This is a genomic window from Sulfitobacter pontiacus (assembly GCF_040790665.1).
Taxonomy (GTDB): domain Bacteria; phylum Pseudomonadota; class Alphaproteobacteria; order Rhodobacterales; family Rhodobacteraceae; genus Sulfitobacter; species Sulfitobacter pontiacus.
This window is the reverse complement of the sequence record NZ_CP160849.1, coordinates 372,967-391,530: the sequence shown is the minus strand read 5'-3', so window position 1 is coordinate 391,530 and position 18,564 is coordinate 372,967. Positions and strand designations below refer to the sequence as shown.

Annotated in this window: 16 protein-coding genes; 9 read left to right on the top strand and 7 right to left on the bottom strand. The window is 61.0% G+C overall.

Annotated features, from left to right (window positions below; translation table 11 throughout):
* From AB1495_RS01800 to AB1495_RS01785, 4 genes are all read left to right on the top strand, one after another.
* A complete protein-coding gene (locus AB1495_RS01800; RefSeq protein ID WP_005849328.1) occupies window positions 1-654 on the top strand; it encodes a protein-L-isoaspartate O-methyltransferase in 654 nt (217 codons plus the stop codon).
* 57 nt (window positions 655-711) lie between these two features.
* The gene (locus AB1495_RS01795) at window positions 712-2,151 is read left to right on the top strand and encodes a TolC family outer membrane protein (RefSeq protein WP_074634601.1); all 1,440 of its coding nucleotides are present in this window, start codon (window positions 712-714) and stop codon (window positions 2,149-2,151) included.
* 74 nt (window positions 2,152-2,225) lie between these two features.
* Entirely contained in the window at window positions 2,226-3,275 is a 1,050-nt protein-coding gene (locus AB1495_RS01790; protein WP_074634600.1) for a hypothetical protein, read from the top strand.
* A 159-nt stretch (window positions 3,276-3,434) separates the two neighbouring features.
* Entirely contained in the window at window positions 3,435-3,770 is a 336-nt protein-coding gene (locus AB1495_RS01785) for a DUF1992 domain-containing protein (protein WP_039912143.1), read from the top strand.
* 299 nt (window positions 3,771-4,069) lie between these two features.
* Here AB1495_RS01785 and AB1495_RS01780 read toward each other — a convergent pair whose 3' ends face one another.
* Complete coding sequence (locus tag AB1495_RS01780) at window positions 4,070-4,390, bottom strand: DUF6280 family protein (RefSeq protein WP_005849321.1); 321 nt, start codon at window positions 4,388-4,390, stop codon at window positions 4,070-4,072.
* Between the two features lie 220 nt (window positions 4,391-4,610).
* Between AB1495_RS01780 and efp the strand changes: the two genes are divergently transcribed.
* On the top strand, window positions 4,611-5,174 hold the full coding sequence (gene efp / locus AB1495_RS01775; protein WP_009825091.1) for an elongation factor P: 564 nt from the start codon (window positions 4,611-4,613) through the stop codon (window positions 5,172-5,174).
* A 214-nt stretch (window positions 5,175-5,388) separates the two neighbouring features.
* Here the strand turns inward: efp and AB1495_RS01770 are convergent, their stop codons facing one another.
* Window positions 5,389-6,132, bottom strand: coding sequence for a folate-binding protein YgfZ (locus AB1495_RS01770; protein WP_074634599.1), 744 nt, complete (start codon window positions 6,130-6,132; stop codon window positions 5,389-5,391).
* Window positions 6,133-6,198: 66 nt separating this feature from the next.
* Here AB1495_RS01770 and AB1495_RS01765 point away from each other — a divergent pair, with 66 nt between their 5' ends.
* Entirely contained in the window at window positions 6,199-6,873 is a 675-nt protein-coding gene (locus AB1495_RS01765; RefSeq protein ID WP_074634598.1) for a glycosyltransferase, read from the top strand.
* A gap of 20 nt (window positions 6,874-6,893) precedes the next feature.
* Here the strand turns inward: AB1495_RS01765 and AB1495_RS01760 are convergent, their stop codons facing one another.
* Window positions 6,894-8,753, bottom strand: coding sequence for an ABC transporter ATP-binding protein (locus AB1495_RS01760; RefSeq protein ID WP_005849313.1), 1,860 nt, complete (start codon window positions 8,751-8,753; stop codon window positions 6,894-6,896).
* Between the two features lie 149 nt (window positions 8,754-8,902).
* Here AB1495_RS01760 and AB1495_RS01755 point away from each other — a divergent pair, with 149 nt between their 5' ends.
* On the top strand, window positions 8,903-10,111 hold the full coding sequence (locus AB1495_RS01755) for an alanine--glyoxylate aminotransferase family protein (RefSeq protein ID WP_074634597.1): 1,209 nt from the start codon (window positions 8,903-8,905) through the stop codon (window positions 10,109-10,111).
* Here the strand turns inward: AB1495_RS01755 and AB1495_RS01750 are convergent.
* Together AB1495_RS01750 and AB1495_RS01745 are read right to left on the bottom strand one after the other, a co-directional pair.
* A complete protein-coding gene (locus AB1495_RS01750) occupies window positions 10,108-10,290 on the bottom strand; it encodes a hypothetical protein (RefSeq protein ID WP_367581967.1) in 183 nt (60 codons plus the stop codon). The genes AB1495_RS01755 and AB1495_RS01750 overlap by 4 nt on opposite strands.
* A gap of 53 nt (window positions 10,291-10,343) precedes the next feature.
* A complete protein-coding gene (locus AB1495_RS01745) occupies window positions 10,344-11,447 on the bottom strand; it encodes a pyridoxal phosphate-dependent aminotransferase (protein WP_074634595.1) in 1,104 nt (367 codons plus the stop codon).
* 137 nt (window positions 11,448-11,584) lie between these two features.
* Here AB1495_RS01745 and AB1495_RS01740 point away from each other — a divergent pair, with 137 nt between their 5' ends.
* Complete coding sequence (locus AB1495_RS01740; RefSeq protein ID WP_037963795.1) at window positions 11,585-12,376, top strand: crotonase/enoyl-CoA hydratase family protein; 792 nt, start codon at window positions 11,585-11,587, stop codon at window positions 12,374-12,376.
* A 207-nt stretch (window positions 12,377-12,583) separates the two neighbouring features.
* On the opposite strand, the gene AB1495_RS01735 is transcribed toward AB1495_RS01740, so the two are convergent.
* Entirely contained in the window at window positions 12,584-15,520 is a 2,937-nt protein-coding gene (locus AB1495_RS01735; RefSeq protein ID WP_074634594.1) for a valine--tRNA ligase, read from the bottom strand.
* A 194-nt stretch (window positions 15,521-15,714) separates the two neighbouring features.
* On the opposite strand from AB1495_RS01735, the gene AB1495_RS01730 reads away from it, so the two are divergent.
* Entirely contained in the window at window positions 15,715-18,012 is a 2,298-nt protein-coding gene (locus tag AB1495_RS01730) for a xanthine dehydrogenase family protein molybdopterin-binding subunit (RefSeq protein ID WP_074634789.1), read from the top strand.
* A 44-nt stretch (window positions 18,013-18,056) separates the two neighbouring features.
* Here AB1495_RS01730 and AB1495_RS01725 read toward each other — a convergent pair whose 3' ends face one another.
* Entirely contained in the window at window positions 18,057-18,542 is a 486-nt protein-coding gene (locus AB1495_RS01725; protein WP_005849301.1) for a PaaI family thioesterase, read from the bottom strand.
* Window positions 18,543-18,564 lie beyond the last annotated feature (22 nt).

Below are 18,564 nucleotides of genomic sequence, written 5' to 3'. Positions count from 1 at the left end.
ATGACAGATTTCACAGCCCGCCGCACCATGATGGTTGATACTCAGGTGCGCCCTTCGGATGTTACCAAGTTCCCGATCATTGATGCGATGCTTAAGGTGGCGCGCGAGGATTTTGTGCCGGTGGCCCGCCGCGAGGCAGCTTATCTGGGCGAAAACATCAGCTTGGGCGAGGGGCGCGTGCTGCTTGAGCCGCGGACGCTGGCCAAGATGCTGGACGATCTTGGGGTAGAGAATGACGAGCTGGTGCTCGATATCGGCTGTGGCTACGGCTATTCCTCTGCCGTGATCGCACATATGGCCGAAGCGGTCGTTGCCGTCGAGGATGACGAGCAGATGGCGAAAGAAGCGCAGGAAACCCTGATCAACGCGGATATCGACAATGTCATCGTACATCACGGCCCGCTGGCTGAAGGGGCACAGCAACATGGGCCCTATGACGTGGTGATCGTGCAAGGCGGCGTGGCTGACGTGCCCGAAGCGCTGTTGGCGCAGCTCAAGGATGGCGGGCGGATCGCTTGCCTGTTCATGGACGGCCCCCTGGGCGAGGTGCGTTTGGGCTACAAAAGCGAACGTGGCATCAGCTGGCGCAAAAGTTTCAACGCCGCCGCACCTGTCCTGGACGGGTTTACCCGCGCGAAAGAATTCCAGCTTTAAGCTATCAGAACTGCTGCAGATGACGGCAGATGCAGTGACACCGATGGAGTGTGAAATATGATGAATACGGGCAAGATGCGGTCCGTCCGCAGCATGATCGCGGCGTCCTGCGTCGGTTTGGGGCTGCTGGCACCGATGGCCACACAGGCAGAAACGTTGGCCGATGCGCTGGTAGGGGCCTATAACAACTCGGGCCTGCTGGACCAGAACCGCGCCGTGTTGCGCGCCGCAGACGAAGATGTGGCCATCGCGAAATCCGCGCTCAAGCCGGTGCTGCAGTGGACGGGGAACCTGACGCAATCCTATAATCGGTCGGTCAGCGGGGGCACCAGCACCATCCCGGCGGGTTTCAAAAGCTCTACCGATTCACTGACGACATCGGTGAATCTTGTGGCGTCGCTGCTGGTCTATGACTTCGGGTCTTCGCGCTATTCGATCGAGGCGGCAAAAGAAACCGTGCTTGCCATGCGCGAAACGCTGGTCAGCGCCGAACAGCAGATTCTGCTGCGCGCGGTTGATGCTTATATGACCGTGATCCAGACGCAGCAGCTTGTCTCTCTGGCCGAGAATAACGTACGGGTTCTGACGCAGGAATTGCGCGCCGCCCGTGACCGTTTCGAAGTGGGGGAGGTGACCCGCACCGACGTATCGCTTGCCGAAGCACAGCTGGCCGCCGCGCGGAGCAATCTTGCCGGTGCGCAGGGCGATTTCATCAGCGCGAAAGCTTATTACAAGGTGGCCGTGGGGCGTGAGCCCGGTCGTCTAAGCCCGCCACCAAGCCTGCCGAAACTGTCCAACAGCATCGCCACGGCCAAGGCACTGGCGGTGCGTCAGCACCCCGATATCCTGACCGTCCAGCACCAGGTCGCGGCTGCCGATCTGCTGGTACGCAGCAACGAAACCGCGCTGAAGCCCAATGTCTCGGTGCAGGGGTCTTACGGTCTGACTGAGACGTTTGATTCCCAAGCTTCGACACGCAGCGGGTCGATCGGCTTTCAGGTCGGGCAAACGATCTATCAAGGCGGTGCCTTGTCGGCCGGTGTTCGCAAAAGCCAGGCGCAGCGCGACGCACAGCGCGGCAATCTGCATGTGGTGGTTAAAGACGTGGAACGCGCGGTCAGCGATGCCTATGCGGGGCTTGCCTCCGCCCGGGCGCAGATCGAAGCCTCCCAGCGTCAGGTCCGCGCGGCACAGATCGCCTTTGACGGTATCCGCGAGGAAGCCAGCTTGGGCGCGCGCACTACACTTGATGTGCTGGACGCAGAGCAATCCTTGCTCGACGCCCGTTCTGCTCGTGTGTCGGCGCAATCGCAGCTTTATGTTGCGGCCTATTCCGTGCTCTCGGCGACGGGGCAGCTGACCGCGCAGGACCTGAAACTGCCGGTGCAAATCTATGATCCATCCGCCTATTATAATATGGTTAAGGACGGCCCGACAAAATACTCCAAAGAGGGGAAACAGTTGGATCGTGTGCTGAAGGCGCTGCAAAAAGACTGACATTTTCACCACCCCCATTGTGAGAAGCCAACCTTCGGGTTAGACTATTCGCGAAGAACGAGTGGTGATTAAATATGTCCGAAACCGTCACAAATGCAGAGGTCGAAGACGTTCTGTCTTCGATCCGCCGTCTGGTCTCCGAAGATCGCAAACCAGCGCAGAAGCCGTCGGAAGTGCCTGCGATTGAAGAGAAACTTGTGCTGACGCCGTCCTTGCGCGTGTCCAATGACGCGCCTGTGGCCGCCCCTCGGAAAGAGGCGACGCCAGAGGCGGTTCAGCCCCGGTCGGCGTCCTATCAGGATGCGATGCAGGACATGGATACGGACGTTGAGACGGACGAAGGGGCGGATTTGTCCGCCTCGGATCGCAATCAAGTTGCCGAAGATTTTAAGTTTATTTCCGGCCGCGAACCGCGCTTTCGCGCCCAGTTCGCCACGCCCGCAGGGGATGGCAAGCCGCAGGATACGACCGAGCCGCCGCGCAAGCTGGCCTTTAGCGCGCCACGTGCCGCGGCATACTCCACCGATATGCTCAACCTTGGCTCTTCCGAGCTGGTCGATGACGTGCCACCGACGCCGGACCGGTTGAGCGCGAAAATCGCTGCCCTCGAAACAGCGATCAGCCGCATTCCCGAAAACTGGGAACCTGACGAGCCCGGCAAAAGCGATTACTCCGGCAGCGAAGACCCCGCGATGGCCTGGGAAGACGACGTTGAATTCGACGCCACCGGCGCGCCTGTGTCCGATGCCGCCCAAAACGATGCGGAAGAGGCCCTGCTGGACGAGGATATGGGCTGGCACGATCCTGTCGAGTCCCATGCACCTCAAGAGCGTGCCGAACCCCAAGATCGTGTTGTAGACGGCCCCTTTGCCACCCGTGTGACCGCAGCAGATGCGACTGTGACCGATACCACCGACGCCCCTGCCGAAACGGCGCAGGATGATGATGCAACGCTCGGGTTCGGGCCGGATGAATATCTGGACGAAGAGATGCTGCGTGATCTGGTGTCTGAAATCGTGCGAACAGAGCTGCAGGGGGCCTTGGGTGAACGGATCACCCGCAACGTCCGCAAACTGGTGCGCCGTGAAATTCACCGCGCCTTGACGTCGCAAGATCTGGAATAAAGAGCCTTTAGCGCGAAGGTGCATCTTAGTGGATAAAGGGGCAGGGCGTCACGCAAGCCCCTTGCCAGATGTTTTGCAGCTCAGGCCAAGACGCCGCCGCCGCAACGTCCGCGTCGAGCCCTTGGTATCCGTTACCTTAACACTGTGCTATTGGTCAGCATGATCCGAAATCTTCAGAGACTCATCGAGCGCCAGATACAGAAGGCGAAGCTGCAAGGTCAGCTTGAAGGTCTTGAAGGCGAAGGCAAACCACTGCCTGATCGCTCAGCGGATGCTTTTGTGGATGCGGGAGAAGCTGCGGGGTTCCGGATTATGGCTCAAGCCGGTGTCGTGCCGGAAGAAATCGAACTCAAGAAGAAGATGGCTGCGCATCAGAGCCATCTTGCCACGCTTGCAAACGGGCCTGAACGGAAGGAAGCGATGGCTGAACTCGCTCGCCTTGAACTGCGATACAATATTGCTCGTGAAGCTCGCCAGAAGTTCATGCGCAGATAAATTCTACTCCCTATCTTTTTTGGAAAGCAGCGCGAGCACTTTTCCTGATCGCGCTGCCTCAGCGAACGCCAGCTTCGTCGCTGCAACCTAGATTCAAGAACCCAGCACTCTCGCAGAAATCCGCCACTGTCGGGGCTTTACCGTTTCGGCGCAACGCATCAGGTAAGCGGCAGGGCGTCACACCTTGCCCTTTTGCGCATCAGGCGGGCGCGACGCTTTCCGGCATAGCACAATCGCATTTAGCCAAAAAAAAACGCGGCCCGTGAGCCGCGTCTTTTTGTTCAAACTTTTGGCAGTCTTCAGGCAGCTTCAGCCTGTTGTGCAGCGTGGCGACGCTCGGACTCTTCGCGGGACAGGGCGACAGAGGTACGGACACCTTTGCCAACAAAGTCCATCAGACCTTCGACAACACGCTCGTTGGGGTCGATGCCCGCGCAGCTCAATACTTCGCGGCCATCGCGGGAGCGGGCCCAACGGGCAATCTGTTCAGGACCGTTGCCGTATTTTTTGTCATCGGCAATCGCATCGTCCAATGCAGCCAGTACCACAGCTGCGAAAAGTTTGCGGGCACGGTTACCTTGTTCATTGTTAAAGGCAGTGCCATCAACGAAATCTTTCATCTCGTCGTCCTTTCTATTATTCTTGCTCTTGTCATTTAGGCGTGGGGTTCCTTATGACCGAAAGAGCTCGATTCGGATACACCTTTATTGCATAACACTCATGCATTTACTGCATGGCTTTCGCGGTTGCAGCATCGGGTGCGCTGTCTTGCGGGGGTCGACGTTGATATATATAGGTCGGTCCAATCTCTCTTCAACTTCATTGCTATGGTGCTGATACATGCCAAAGATTAACGGGAACGAAATTCGGCCAGGAAATGTGCTCGAGCATAACGGTGGTCTCTGGGCAGCGGTCAAGGTCGATCATGTCAAACCGGGCAAGGGCGGTGCCTTTGCTCAGGTCGAAATGCGCAACCTGCGCAACGGGTCGAAACTGAACGAACGCTTCCGCAGCGCCGACAAGGTTGAAAAGGTCCGGCTAGAGCAAAAAGACCAACAATTCCTGTATGAAGACGCAGGTATGCTGGTTCTGATGGACACCGAAACATACGAGCAAGTGCAGCTTTCAGCCGAGCTTCTCGGAGAGCGTCGCCCCTTCTTGCAGGACGGTATGATGGTCGTGGTCGAGTATCACGAGGAAGAGGCGCTGAACGCGTCCTTGCCGCAAAAAGTAACCTGTAAAATTGTCGAAACTGAACCGGTCGTCAAAGGCCAGACAGCGGCGAATTCCTTCAAGCCAGCGGTGCTTGATAACGGCGTCAAAGTGATGGTGCCGCCCTTCGTCGGACAGGACGAAGAGATCATCGTGAACACCGAAACGATGGAATATTCCGAACGCGCGTAAGCTGTGGTGTGACGCTACGTCATAGCTTCGCTGCGATGCAGAGCCCCGGTGAATGCCGGGGCTCTTTTGCGTTGCGGGGCAGCGGGGTATTGGATTTGGGAGCCTCGGATCTCCCCAGTCGCGGGTATTTGTTGCCGATATGCAACTTTTCCGGCGGGCTGCGCACGCCGTCATCTTGGCCTGCCTAATATTTACGCAGCGCCGTTGCGGGGCCTTAGCCGTCCGTCACCATGGTCACCGTGGCATCCCCCGCCTGCATCGCCGCCTTGGCGCGGTCGTACCGCAGATAGGCCAGCGCATGGGTGCCGGTGCGGGTAAAGATCGTACCAGCAGGTTTGCCATCGGCGGTGATGTCCGTGCCGGGTTCTACCGGCGCGCTGATCTCGACCTGGGCCAAGCCTTTGCGCAGCTCGGTCTTGTGTTTCATGCGGGCCGTTACCTCTTGTCCGACATAGCAGCCCTTGCGAAAATCCACGCCGTTCAGCCGCTCGAACCCCATTTCGAGGATGAAGCTGTCCGAGGTAAGCTCTGCCCCGGTTTCAGGGATCATATAGGTCACCCGCAGCGCGTCCCAATCCGTGGTGTCATCGGTTTGCGGTGTGTCACGATAGGCGCGCCAGCCCATGCGGGCATCGCGGGGGTCGCTATAGGCATCGTCCGGTGCGTTCTCTAGCCCGCGGTGCAGATGCAATCCGGTCGCGTCTATCGTGACATCAGCCCGCAGCTTGTACATGGTCAGACGTTGCACCAGCGCGTCGGCATCGGCTTCGGCCACGTCCAGCAAAACGCTGTCCCCTTCGGCGGACAGGAAGAAATCGGTGATGAATTTGCCTTGGGGCGTCAGGATCGCGGCATAGATCGGGGCCTGATCCAGCTTGCGGATATCGTTGGTCACAAGGCCCTGCAGAAACTCGCGGGTGTCGGAGCCTGACAGTCTCAGGATGCGGCGGCTGGTCATATCGCTTGTCCTTTCAATGGTTAACATGACATATAGCAGCGCAGTTCGAAGCTGAAAGGGGCAACCATGCGCGCGCCTATATCTGTTGTCATTCCGACCTTGAATGCCGAAGCGCCCCTGACCGGCTGTCTGACCGCCCTGATGGAGGGGCTGGAGGCGGGGCTCATCCGCGAGCTGATCATCAGCGACGGGGGATCAACCGACATGACCCTGACAATGGCAGACGCATGGGGCGCAGAGATCGTCAGCGGTCCGGCATCGCGGGGCGGACAGTTGCGGCGCGGCTGTGCGAAAGCGCAATCCGACTGGCTGCTGGTGTTACACGCCGATACGCGGCTGGTACCGGGGTGGACGGGGCCCGTCACCGCGCATCTGCGGGGGGATAAAGCGGGCTGGTGCCAGCTTCAATTTGACCAAGGCGGCATGGCCGGCAAAGCGGTGGCCGCTTGGGCGAACCTGCGCAGTCGTTTGGGGCTTCCCTATGGGGATCAGGGGCTGCTGCTGCCACGTGCGCTGTATCAATCGGTTGGTGGGTATCCTGATCAGCCGCTGATGGAGGATGTAGCGCTGGCGCGTGCCCTGCGCGGCCATCTGCTGGGGCTGGAGGTCACCGCGGTGACGTCGGCCGATAAATACGCGCGGCAGGGCTGGTTGCGTCGCGGGGCGCGTAACCTATGGACATTGATCCGCTATTTCGCGGGGGTCGCCCCGGCCAAGCTGGCCGAGGGCTATGCCAAGTGATCAGCATGCCGGGGGGTGGCCTAGTTGCCGAACAGCCGGAGCCCGATACGTTGCAGCAGGTTCGGCTCGACAGGTTTGAGGCCGCGTTCCATGCGCCGCATCGCCGCTAGATTGCGCCCGTCGCTGACGGTTTTTCCATCCTCGAACTGAAGCCGATAGAGATCGGCATAGATGCCGCCACGGGCCAGAAGGTCTTCGTGTTTGCCTTCGTCCATGACGCGACCACGGTCCATCACAACGATCTTATCCGCGCCGCGGATGGTAGACAGACGGTGGGCGATGACCAAGGTGGTGCGCCCCTGCGAGAGACGGTCCAGCGCTTGCTGCACGACTTTCTCTGACTGCGCGTCCAACGCGCTGGTGGCTTCGTCCAACAGCAGGATCGGTGTGTTGCGCAGCAGGGCGCGGGCGATCACGACACGTTGGCGCTGCCCCCCCGACAGGGCAGAGCCGCGTGGACCGACGCGGGTTTCAAGCCCGTGTTCAAGTTTGGGCAAAAAGTCCGACACATGCGCCGCATCCAGCGCCTGCTGCAGCTCTTCATCAGATACATTCTCGCGGCCCAATACGATATTCTCGCGCAGGGTTTCATCAAACAAAAGCGCTTCTTGCGTCACGACCGAGAACAAGCCGCGCAGCGCGGGGATATCCATCTCTGTCAGAGGAACGCCCGCGATGCTGACGTTGCCCTCTTGCGGGTCGATCAGACGGGTCAGCAGGTTGAATATCGTCGATTTCCCCGCGCCAGATGCACCGACAAGCGCCGTCGTCTCGCCTGCCGCCGCATGCAGCGTGAGATTGTCCAGCACCTTGGCGTCACCGTAAGACAGGCTCACCCCCTCGAGCGCGATATGCGGTGGGGTGGTGGGCACAGGCGTGGGTTTGGCGGGCGAGGTGAGGTGTACCGGCTCGTCCATCAGCTCTTTCAGACGTTCCAGCGCGGCAGCGGCCGTCTGCCACAGCCCGCTGATCGCCCCCAGACGCCGCAGCGGGTTAAAGGTGAACCCCATCGCGGTAAAGAAGGTCATGAACTGACCGATGGTTTTTTCGCCCTCGATGATTTCGTTGCCGCCATAAAGGATCACGGCCATGAACCCGAGGCCCGAGATGATGTCGATCATCCCCGGAATGGCCGAGTTCCCGAAAGAGGCACGTACCTCGGTGCGGATATAAGTTCTGGTCAGGTCGCGGTATTGCTTGGCCTGATACTTCTCAAGCGCGTTGAGCTTGATTTGCACGATGCCGTGGAAAACCTCGTCCAGCCGTGTCGACAGGGTCGCGCCCAGATCCCGTGCCTCGCGCGACCGCGCGCGCACAAAACGCTGCGCCAATGCTGCGGGCATGACCATCAGCGGCAGACCGATGCAGGCCAGCAGCGCCCAGACCGGGTCGATAGAGATCGCGACGCCGAGCAACACGATCAGCCCGATCAAGTCGCGACCGGCACCGGTGATCACCGCCTGCCAGACCGACCCGATGGCATTCACATCCGATTGCACGCGCTGGATCAGAAAACCCGGGGGGTTCTGTTGGTGAAAGGCCCCGTCCTGCACCATCATCCGGTCCAGCAGATCGATCCGCATATCAGCCGCCGACTTCTGCTTGATGCGTGTCAGCAGCACCTTTTGCACCACACCCGACACGGCGCGCAGGACGAAAATGCCCACCAGCACCAAACCAACCCACAGCAATGCGCCTTTCTCACCAGCGACGAAGACCTGATCGAACATCGGCTGCATCAGCTTTGCCAACCCGCCCATGGTCGAGGCCTCGATCGACATGAAGATGATCGCGACAAGCAGCACCCACATATGCTTTTTCAGATAGTCGCGCCAAAGCCAGGTCAGCAGTTCGCGCGAGGTATAGGTCACATCACTCATATAAAGGCCGGTTCCTTTGGGCATATACAGTTACGGGTTTACGCAGCCCGTAGGGGCAGGGCAAGCTGCCTGCGCGCTTTGTGTGATTGACGCGGCGCTGGCTGCGGATAAGTTGCAAGAGATTTTTCCTGCTGAAGGGCCCTTGTGTCATGCCGAAACTTTCCAACCTGTCACAAGGGCGCGGCTACCTCGCGATCCCCGGTCCGTCGGTCATGCCCGAGGCTGTGTTGAACGCGATGCACCGTCCGGCCCCCAATATCTATGCCGGTGAGATCGTCGATATGATGCCCCCGCTGATGGAGGATCTGCGCCGTATCGCGGGCACGCAGCATCAGGTGGCGATGTATATTGGCAACGGCCACGCCGCCTGGGAGGCATCGCTGAGCAATGTCGTAGCCCCCGGTGACAAGGTGCTGGTGCCCGCGACAGGGCGGTTCGGTCACGGCTGGGGCGATGCCGCCACAGGCATCGGGGCAGACGTCGAGGTGATGGATTTCGGCCTGCAATCCACAATGGACATCGACCGGATCGCGGATCGTCTTGAGGCGGACACCAACCACGAGATCAAAGCCGTGCTGGCCGTGCATGTGGATACCTCGACCTCGGTGGTCAATGACATCGCCGGTCTGCGCGCGGCACTGGATGCGGCAGATCACCCCGCGCTGCTGATGGTGGACTGTATCGCGTCCTTCGCCTGTGACCGCTTCGAGATGGACAATTGGGGGGCCGATGTCATGGTCACCGCCTGCCAGAAGGGGTTGATGGTCCCGCCCGGCGTGAGCTTTGTCTTTTTTAACGACCGTGCGGCTGCGGTGCGCGATGCGATGCCACGGGTCAGCCGTTTCTGGGATTGGACCCCGCGCGCCAATCCCGAGGAGTTCTACCAGTACCACTGCGGCACAGCCCCCACGCACCATATCTACGGCCTGCGCGCGGCGCTGGATATGATCCACGACGAGGGGCTGGAAGCCGTCTGGCAGCGTCACGAGACCTTGGCGCACGCGGTGTGGGCGGCCTGTGACGCGTGGGGGGCAGGTGGCGATCTTTCCCTGAACATCGCCGATCCCGCTTTGCGCAGCCATGCGGTGACAGCGCTGCGGCTCAAGGCCCCCCATGCGACAGAGCTGCGCGACTGGGTCGAAGGCAACATCGGCCTGACCCTCGGCATCGGTCTGGGCATGGCCCCCAAGGACAGCCCCGAAAGCCACGGGTTCTTCCGTCTGGGCCACATGGGGCACGTGAACGGTCAGATGATCATGGGGATGCTCGGCGGGATAGAGGCCGGGATGTCCGCACTCGGGATCAAACGCGGCTCCGGCGCGCTAGAGGCCGCGGCGAAGGTGATCGGCGGGGCCTAGCGCTGCCGCGCGGCAATGCGATCGATCATGGCATTGACGGCCCAGCCCGACAGCGCCACCGCCAGCAAGCCCCATAGCGCCCAGATCACAACGAAAACCCACAGGATATTGACGCCGAACATCACGACGCAGGCGCTGGTATAGTTAGGGGCCGATTGGCCGCGGTCGGAAGAGCGCATGATGCCACCTCGCAACTGGATCATGGCCCAGCATAGGCGGGATATGCGCTACGTCAGCCTTTTTTCGCATCCTCAAGGGCACCCGGCAACGCCGCGGCAAAGGCATCAAGGTTATCTGGCGTGCCACAGCTGACCCGAATACAGCGGTTCTGCGGCGCCGCGAAGGGCATGCGCACAAAGACGCCGCGCGCCACCAAACCGTCCAGTACCGCCTTGGCAAAGCTGCCGTCCGCCCCGCAATCAATCGCCACGAAATTCGCGGCAGAGGGAAGGGCAACCAACCCGTTATCCGCAGCGATCTGCGCAATCCGGTCCCGCGCCTCAGCGATTCGAGCCTGCACATGGGCCAGCCAGTCGCTGTCCTGCAAGGCTGCAAGCGCCCCGGCCTGGGCCGCGCGGTTCATCCCGAAATGGTTGCGCACCTTCCCAAAGGCTGTGATCAGATCCGGTGCACCGATGGCATAGCCAACCCGCGCCCCTGCCAGACCATGGGCCTTGGAGAAGGTCCGCATCCGGATCAGACGCGGGTCATCGGCGACAAGATCGGGGGCGGTGCCCTCGGGGGCGCAATCGATATAGGCCTCGTCCAGCACCAGCAGACAGCCCTTCGGCAATGCCTCTAGCGCGCTGGAAATGACTTGCCCTTCATGCCAGCTTCCCATGGGGTTGTCTGGGTTCGCCAGATAGACCAGCTTGGCATCTACCTCGGCAGCTTTGGCAAATAGGGCCGCAGGATCCTCGTGATCACCGGCATAGGGGACCTTATGCAGCACACCGCCAAAGCCTGCCACGTGATAATTGAATGTCGGATAGGCCCCGTCCGAGGTCACGACCGCGTCCCCCTCCGTCACCATGAGCCGCACCAGATAGCCCAGCAACCCGTCGATCCCTTCGCCCACGATGATGTTGGCGGGCGAGATACCATGATGCGCCGCAAGGGCTGCGCGCAGGTCGTGGCTTTCCGGGTCGCCGTACATCCACTGCTGGGCCTGCGCCATTGCTTCTATCGCGCGGGGAGAGGGGCCAAAGACGTTCTCATTCGCCCCCAACCGCGCATCAAAGGCGCGCCCCATGACGCGCTCCTGCGTTTCGGGGCCGACAAAGGGCACGGTAGAGGGCAGGGCGTCGGCAAGCGGGGTGAGGCGATACTGTGTCATGGGGATCAGCTACTGCATCTGCCCTGCTTCGGGCAAGTGACATCAGCATGCCCGCGCGCGGTTTTGGGTGCCGTAGCGTTTCGCTTTGCAACATGCGGGCTTCGTGCCCAAACTCACGAAAATTCAAGGAGGACCCAATGAGCCGCGTTTCCGTTACCTATGACAATCACATCGCCCATGTGCGCCTGACCCGCGCCGATAAAATGAATGCCGTTGATCAGGATATGATCGACGCTGTCATCGCCGCCGGGAACGAGGTCGCTGCATCGAACGCGCGTGCCGTCGTGATCTCGGGCGAGGGCCGGGCGTTCTGCGCAGGCATCGACATCGGCAATATGGGGGCGCTGGCGAGCGGTGACCCGACGGAACGGATGATGACGCGCACCCATGGCGACGGCACCACCAACCAGTGGCAGGAGGTCGCGATGGTCTGGACCCGCGTCGGCGTGCCGGTGATCGCGGCGCTGCATGGCAAGACCTACGGCGCGGGCCTGCAACTCGCGCTCGGGGCCGATATCCGCATCGCGGCCCCTGATACCGAAATGGCGGTGATGGAGATGAAATGGGGCATCGTCCCGGACATGGGCGGCATGGTCCTGCTGCCCAAACTGGTGCGCGGCGACGTGCTGCGCCTGATGACCTATACCGCGCAACCCATCGGGGCAGAGCAAGCCGAACGCTGGGGGCTCATCACCCAGATCGCCGAAGACCCGCTGGCCGCCGCGATGGCGCTTGCCACCACCATCGCCGGCAAAAGTCCAAGCGCGATCAAGGCCGCCAAACGTCTGACCGCCTTGGCAGAGACGGGAACCGAAACAGAGGTTTTGCGCGCGGAATCCCGTGAACAGGCGGCGCTGCTGGGACGCCCGCACCAGATGGAAGTCATCGCCGCCGAATTCGGCAAACGCCCCGCGGTCTTCAAAGACTAGCGCCGCAAAAAAGTCAGCCCCGACTGATCGCTCAGACGGGGCCTTCCAAATGGACGATCTTTGCTTCCCAGCGAGGACCGCAGGCGTATCTTGCGCCGGTATTCGTTTCCAAATGGTAAAAAAATCCTCGCCGAAGGCATCTTTTGGAGCGTCAAAAGAGATTTTTGCCTTCGGCGAGGATTTAAAGCCATTTGGAAGCGGTGCTGATTATCCCAGCTCGGCCAAACGGTTCAGAGCGGCCTGAAGCTGGTCTGCTTCTTCCTGACGCGCATCAAGGTTGCTTTGGGCTTCCGCGACGACCTCCGCCGGGGCGGAGGCGGCGAATTTGGGGTTGTTCAGACGCCCCTTCAGACCACCGATTTCTTTACCCAGCTTGTCGAGCGACTTTTGCAGACGGGCTTTTTCCGCGTCGATGTCGATCAGCCCCGCGAGCGGGAGGCCAAAGCTCGCGCCCGGTGCGGCGATGGAGACGGTGCCTTTGGGGAAGCTTTCTGTCTTCTCAAGGGTTTCGACCCGCGCCAGACGTTTGATCATCGCCTCGTTGCGGTCCCATGCGGTTTGGCCGGCAGCGTCCATGTCGGTATAGAGCATGGGCACTTTGAGCCCCGCAGGCACATGCATCTGCGCGCGCGCCGAACGGATGGATTCGATCAGGCCGATCACCCAGTTGAGTTCGCGGTCGGCGTCGGCGTCCAGCATCTCGGAGGTGGTGTAGGTCGGCCAGTCGCCATGCACCAGCATCTTGGAACGGGTCGCCGTGGTCTGCCACAGTTCTTCGGTGATGTAGGGCATGATCGGGTGGAGCAGCACAAGGCATTGATCCAGCACCCATTTCAGCGTCTGGCGAGTCTCGGCGGCCTCTGGCGCGTCGTCTTGCAGCAGGGGTTTGGAGAGTTCAACGTACCAGTCGCAGACCTTGCCCCAGACAAAGGCATAAAGCGCATTGGCCGCGTCATTAAAACGGTAGTTGTCCAGTGCTGCGTCGACCTCTTCGCGGACGCGGGCGGTTTCGCCGATGATCCATTTGTTCAGCGTGTGATCGACCTGGGTGTGGCTGGTGTAGGTCACCGCCGCGACGCTGTCCTCGAACACGCCGTTCATCTCGGCGAAACGGTGGGCGTTCCACAGTTTGGTGCCGAAGTTGCGGTAACCAGCGATGCGCGCGGTCGACAGTTTCAGGTCGCGTCCCATGGCGGCCATTGCCGTCAGGGTAAAGCGCACCGCATCCGCGCCGTATTCATCGATCAGGTCCAGTGGGTCCAGCACGTTGCCAAGCGATTTGGACATCTTCTTGCCCTTCTCGTCGCGCACCAGGGCGTGGACATAGACTGTATCAAACGGCTTTTGATCGACCACGGCGTATTGCATCATCATCATCCGGGCGACCCAGAAAAAGATGATGTCAAAGCCGGTGATCAGCACTGAAGTGGGGAAGTATTTCGCCAGCTCATCCGTCTGTTCTGGCCAGCCGAGCGTGCCGATGGGCCAGAGGCCCGAGGAGAACCACGTGTCGAGCACATCTGGGTCGCGGGTGAGCGTCTTGCCGGGGGCCATCGCCTGTGCTTCGGCTTCGGTTGCCGCGCAGTATTCCTTGCCCTCGTCGTCGAACCACACAGGGATCTGGTGGCCCCACCACAATTGGCGCGAGATGCACCAGGGTTCGATGTTTTCCAGCCAGTTGAAGTATACCTTGCGGTCCTGTTCGGGCAGGATCTGTACCTCGCCGTTGCGCACGGCGTCGATGGCGGGTTGCACGATCTTCGAGGTCTCGACGAACCATTGATCGGTCAGCATCGGTTCGATCACCACTTTCGACCGGTCGCCGAAAGGCTGCATGATCTTTTTGGGCTCGACCAGTGGGACCAGCGTCTCGTCCCGCTCTTCGCCGCCTTCTTCGGGGGCGAGAGGGGCTTTGACGGGTTTTCCCAAGCGCGGATCGGTCGGCGGTACCATGACGGCCAGGCCTTCGGCGGTGATGTCGGCGATGACCTTGGTGCGGGCTTCAAACCGGTCGAGGCCGCGGTATTCTTCGGGTACAAGGTTGATCTCTGTCGCGTCTGCGGGGGCGTCTTCACGGCCTTCAGCGATGGCTGCGGCGCGCGCGGCGGCTGCGTCATAGGGCAGGCCGTCGGCGCGCATGGCACCGCGGGTGTCCATCAGCGCGTAGAGCGGGATATTATTACGTTTGGCGACGCCGTAGTCGTTGAAGTCATGCGCGCCGGTGATCTTGACCGCGCCCGAGCCGAAATTCTTGTCGGGGTATTCGTCGGTGATGATTGGGATACGGCGGCGCTGCGCCTTGGGGCCGACGGGGATTTCGCACAGCTTGCCAACGATCGGCGCATAGCGTTCGTCGGAGGTGTGTACCGCGACCGCGCCATCGCCCAGCATGGTTTCGGGGCGGGTCGTCGCGATAGAGATATAGTCGCGTTCCTCGGAAAGCGTCACGTTCCCGTCTTCGTCTTTCTCGACATAGGTATAGGTCGCGCCATCGGCCAGCGGGTATTTGAAGTGCCACATGTGCCCGTCGACTTCGGTGGATTCGACTTCGAGATCGGAAATCGCGGTCTCGAAATGCGGGTCCCAGTTGACCAGACGCTTGCCGCGATAGATCAGGCCCTTGTTATACATATCCACGAAGACCTTGATCACGGCGTCGTGGAAGTTGCCTTCCTCGCCCGCGGGGGCACCGGGGGCACCGGACATGGTAAAGGCGTTGCGCGACCAATCAAGCGAGGTGCCAAGGCGTTTGAGCTGGCCGATGATCGTGCCGCCGGACTTCTGCTTTTGCTCCCAGACTTTGGCGGTGAAATCCTCGCGGGTGAAGTCGGTGCGGCGTTTGCCGTCTTTGGCAAGCTCGCGTTCCACTACCATCTGCGTCGCAATACCGGCGTGGTCCTGACCGGGCTGCCACAGCGTGTCAAAGCCGCGCATCCGGTGCCAACGCACCAGAATATCCTGCAATGTATTGTTGAACGCATGGCCCATGTGCAGCGATCCTGTCACGTTGGGCGGCGGGATCATGACCGAAAAGGTTTCCTTGCGCGAGGCATTGGCACCGGCCTTGAAGGCACCGGACTCTTCCCATGCGGCATAGAGGCGGGCTTCGGCCTGGGCGGCGTCAAAATTCTTGTCGAGGGCCATGATCAGCGTCCTTCTATTCACGTAGCGCTTTGAGCTTTGGGATGATCTAGCCGAGCGGGGCGTAAAGGGGAAGGCTGGGGGGCCGAAAACTTGGCGTAGCAGCCCCAGCTTTCGCCCCGCGTCGTATGGACATCGCCGGTTTGGCGCTTAAGGTCGGGCGCAACACCAAGATGATGATCAAAGGATGCCGCCAGATGGAAAAATTCGGGAAAAGCCGACCGGTCAAACGGGTCGAGGATGTGCGGTTTCTGACCGGCGAGGGGCGCTATGTGGATGACATCGCGCCAACCGACGCGCTGCATGCCTATTTCTTCCGCTCGCCCGTCGCACATGGGGTGATCACGACGCTGGATGTCACAGATGCGGTCGAGGCAGAGGGCGTGCATGCGGTGCTCACGATCGAGGATCTGGAAGCGGCGGGGATGGATATCTCTATGGCGGCGACCGTGTTGCAGAACCGCGATGGCACGGAAGGGGCCAAGCCCTTGCGTCCGATGCTTGCCAAGGGGCGCGTGCGCTTCGTGGGAGAGCCCGTCGCGGTGGTGATTGCCGAGACATTGAACCAGGCGCGCGACGCGGCGGAGCTGATCGCATTCGACGTTGACGATTTGCCCACCCATATGACGTTGGAGCGGGGCGGCGAGACGCTGCACCCCGAAGCGCCGGACAACATGGCGTTCGACTGGGGCATGGGCGACGAGGCGGCGACGCAAAAGGCATTTGATGCCGCAGCGAAAACCGTCAGTCTGAACGTGGGCGACAACCGTATCATCGTCAACGCGATGGAGCCGCGCGGCTGCTATGCGGAATGGAACGACGGCAAGGTGCATCTTGCGAACAACGGGCAGGGCGTCTGGGTGCACAAGGGCAACCTCAAGCGCGTTTTCGGGCTGGATGATGACCACGTACAAGTCACAAACCCCGACACAGGCGGCGGTTTCGGCATGAAGGCGGCCGCCTATCCCGAATATTTCTCGGTTGCGCAGGCGGCGCGGGCCTTGGGGCGTCCGGTGCGCTGGATGTCGGACCGGACCGAAGCCATGCTCAGCGACAATGGCGGGCGCGATCTGACCTCGCTTGCGGAATTCGCCTTTGACGAAAACAACAAGATCACGGCCTACCGCGTCCGCACCAAATGCAACCTCGGGGCCTATAACAGCCAGTTCGGCCAGCCCATCCAGGCGCTGCTGTTCAGCAAGGTCTTGATGGGTGTCTATGATGTGCAGACCACATGGCTGCAGGTCGAAGGCTATTACACCAACACGGTGCAGACCGATGCCTATCGTGGTGCCGGTCGACCCGAGGCGATTTATGTGCTGGAGCGCTTGATGGACCGCGCCGCGCGCGAGTTGGGCGTCGACCCGTGGGAACTGCGCCGGATCAACTTTATCAAGCCTGAACAGTTTCCCTATACCTCTGCCACGGGCGAGCTTTACGATGTGGGTGAATTCAACCGCTTGCTGTCCCGCGTCGCCGTCGAGGCGGATCATGATGGCTTTGCAGCGCGCAAGTCGGCGGATGCGGCCAAGGGGCTGCTGCGCGGGCAGGGGCTTTGCTATTACATCGAAAGCATCCTTGGCGATCCGGCAGAGGGGGCCAAGGTCGCGTTCAACGAAGACGGCACCGTGTTCATCTATGTTGGCACTCAATCGAACGGACAGGGGCATGAAACCGTCTATGCGCAATTCCTATCGGATCAGACCGGGATCCCGGCTGAATTGATCCACGTTATTCAAGGCGATAGCGATCTGATCAAACAGGGCGGCGGGACCGGCGGCTCGCGCTCTGTCACCACGCAAAGCACGGCAACGCTGGCGACGGTGGCCAAGATGACCGAAGCTTTCACCGCCTTTCTGTCTGACGAAATGGGCGTGCCGGCGGCGCAGATCAGCTTTGACGACGAACGCTTCCGCGCGGACGGGTCGAACATGACCCCCACCATGCTGGAAGTCGCCGAGATGGCCCGCCAGAAAGGCCGCGACGATCTGCTGGTGCACCACGAACGGGCGACCTTGCCGGGGCGCAGCTATCCCAACGGGGCCCATGTGTCCGAGGTGGTGATCGACCCCGAAACAGGCGTTGTGACCGTCGACCGCTATACGGTGGTGGATGATTTTGGCAATCTGATCAACCCGATGCTGGCCGAAGGTCAGGTGCATGGCGGGGTGGTGCAGGGCATCGGCCAGGCTATTCAGGAGCATGTGGTCTATGACGAAGACGGCCAGCTGCTGACGGCCTCTTTCATGGATTACGCGATCCCGCGCGCGGCGGATGTGCCGTTCGTGTCCTTCAACTCCGAACCCGTGCCATCTACGGCGAACCTGATGGGGATGAAGGGCTGTGGCGAGGCGGGGACCGTGGGCGCATTGGCGGCCGTGTCGAACGCGGTACAGGATGCCCTGTGGGAGCGTGGCGTGCGTCAGGCCGACATGCCGTTCACACCGCATAAGGTCTGGGCCTTGCTGAACGACAGCGCCATCGCGGCAGAGTGAGCTTGGCTTGCCTCGGGGCGCATCACGCGCCCCGAGGCAGTGCTTTAGCCCGTGATCTTCATCACGATGCAGGTGGTTGAACCGGTGGCATACAGCTTGCCATCCTCGACCCCGCGAATTTCGCCATGTGCGACACCGGTAGAACGACCCACGTGATCGGTCGTGCCGATGCAGTCGATCTGCATGCCCAAGGGGATCGAACGCAGAATGTTAATCTTGTATTCCAGGGTCGTATAAACCGACCCGCGCGGGACTTTGGTCATCACGGCGCAGGCCATCGCGGAATCGAGCAAGGTGCCGTACCAGCCCCCATGGACGGTCCCCATCGGGTTGGTCACGTTGAATTCGGGCGTGCCGCGAAATACCGCGCGGCCCTCGGACACGTCATGCAGCGCATAGCCCAAGGTGCCGCCAATGGGCGGGCCGGGGTTGGTGCCGTCCAGGATCTTCTGCATGAATTCCAACCCGCTGAGAGAGAGCGCTTCGGATTGGCTCAGCAAATCTTCGGGTGTTTCGGCGAGGCGTGGCATAAAAAATCTCCGGCAGTTGAAT

Bases quoted from the DNA above. Each gene is read 5' to 3' on its own strand.
- AB1495_RS01800 (WP_005849328.1), top strand. From the start codon at position 1: ATGACAGATTTCACAGCCCGCCGCACCATGATGGTTGATACTCAGGTG.
- AB1495_RS01795 (WP_074634601.1), top strand. From the start codon at position 712: ATGATGAATACGGGCAAGATGCGGTCCGTCCGCAGCATGATCGCGGCG.
- AB1495_RS01790 (WP_074634600.1), top strand. From the start codon at position 2,226: ATGTCCGAAACCGTCACAAATGCAGAGGTCGAAGACGTTCTGTCTTCG.
- AB1495_RS01785 (WP_039912143.1), top strand. From the start codon at position 3,435: ATGATCCGAAATCTTCAGAGACTCATCGAGCGCCAGATACAGAAGGCG.
- AB1495_RS01780 (WP_005849321.1), bottom strand. From the start codon at position 4,390: ATGAAAGATTTCGTTGATGGCACTGCCTTTAACAATGAACAAGGTAAC.
- efp (WP_009825091.1), top strand. From the start codon at position 4,611: ATGCCAAAGATTAACGGGAACGAAATTCGGCCAGGAAATGTGCTCGAG.
- AB1495_RS01770 (WP_074634599.1), bottom strand. From the start codon at position 6,132: ATGACCAGCCGCCGCATCCTGAGACTGTCAGGCTCCGACACCCGCGAG.
- AB1495_RS01765 (WP_074634598.1), top strand. From the start codon at position 6,199: ATGCGCGCGCCTATATCTGTTGTCATTCCGACCTTGAATGCCGAAGCG.
- AB1495_RS01760 (WP_005849313.1), bottom strand. From the start codon at position 8,753: ATGAGTGATGTGACCTATACCTCGCGCGAACTGCTGACCTGGCTTTGG.
- AB1495_RS01755 (WP_074634597.1), top strand. From the start codon at position 8,903: ATGCCGAAACTTTCCAACCTGTCACAAGGGCGCGGCTACCTCGCGATC.
- AB1495_RS01750 (WP_367581967.1), bottom strand. From the start codon at position 10,290: ATGCGCTCTTCCGACCGCGGCCAATCGGCCCCTAACTATACCAGCGCC.
- AB1495_RS01745 (WP_074634595.1), bottom strand. From the start codon at position 11,447: ATGACACAGTATCGCCTCACCCCGCTTGCCGACGCCCTGCCCTCTACC.
- AB1495_RS01740 (WP_037963795.1), top strand. From the start codon at position 11,585: ATGAGCCGCGTTTCCGTTACCTATGACAATCACATCGCCCATGTGCGC.
- AB1495_RS01735 (WP_074634594.1), bottom strand. From the start codon at position 15,520: ATGGCCCTCGACAAGAATTTTGACGCCGCCCAGGCCGAAGCCCGCCTC.
- AB1495_RS01730 (WP_074634789.1), top strand. From the start codon at position 15,715: ATGGAAAAATTCGGGAAAAGCCGACCGGTCAAACGGGTCGAGGATGTG.
- AB1495_RS01725 (WP_005849301.1), bottom strand. From the start codon at position 18,542: ATGCCACGCCTCGCCGAAACACCCGAAGATTTGCTGAGCCAATCCGAA.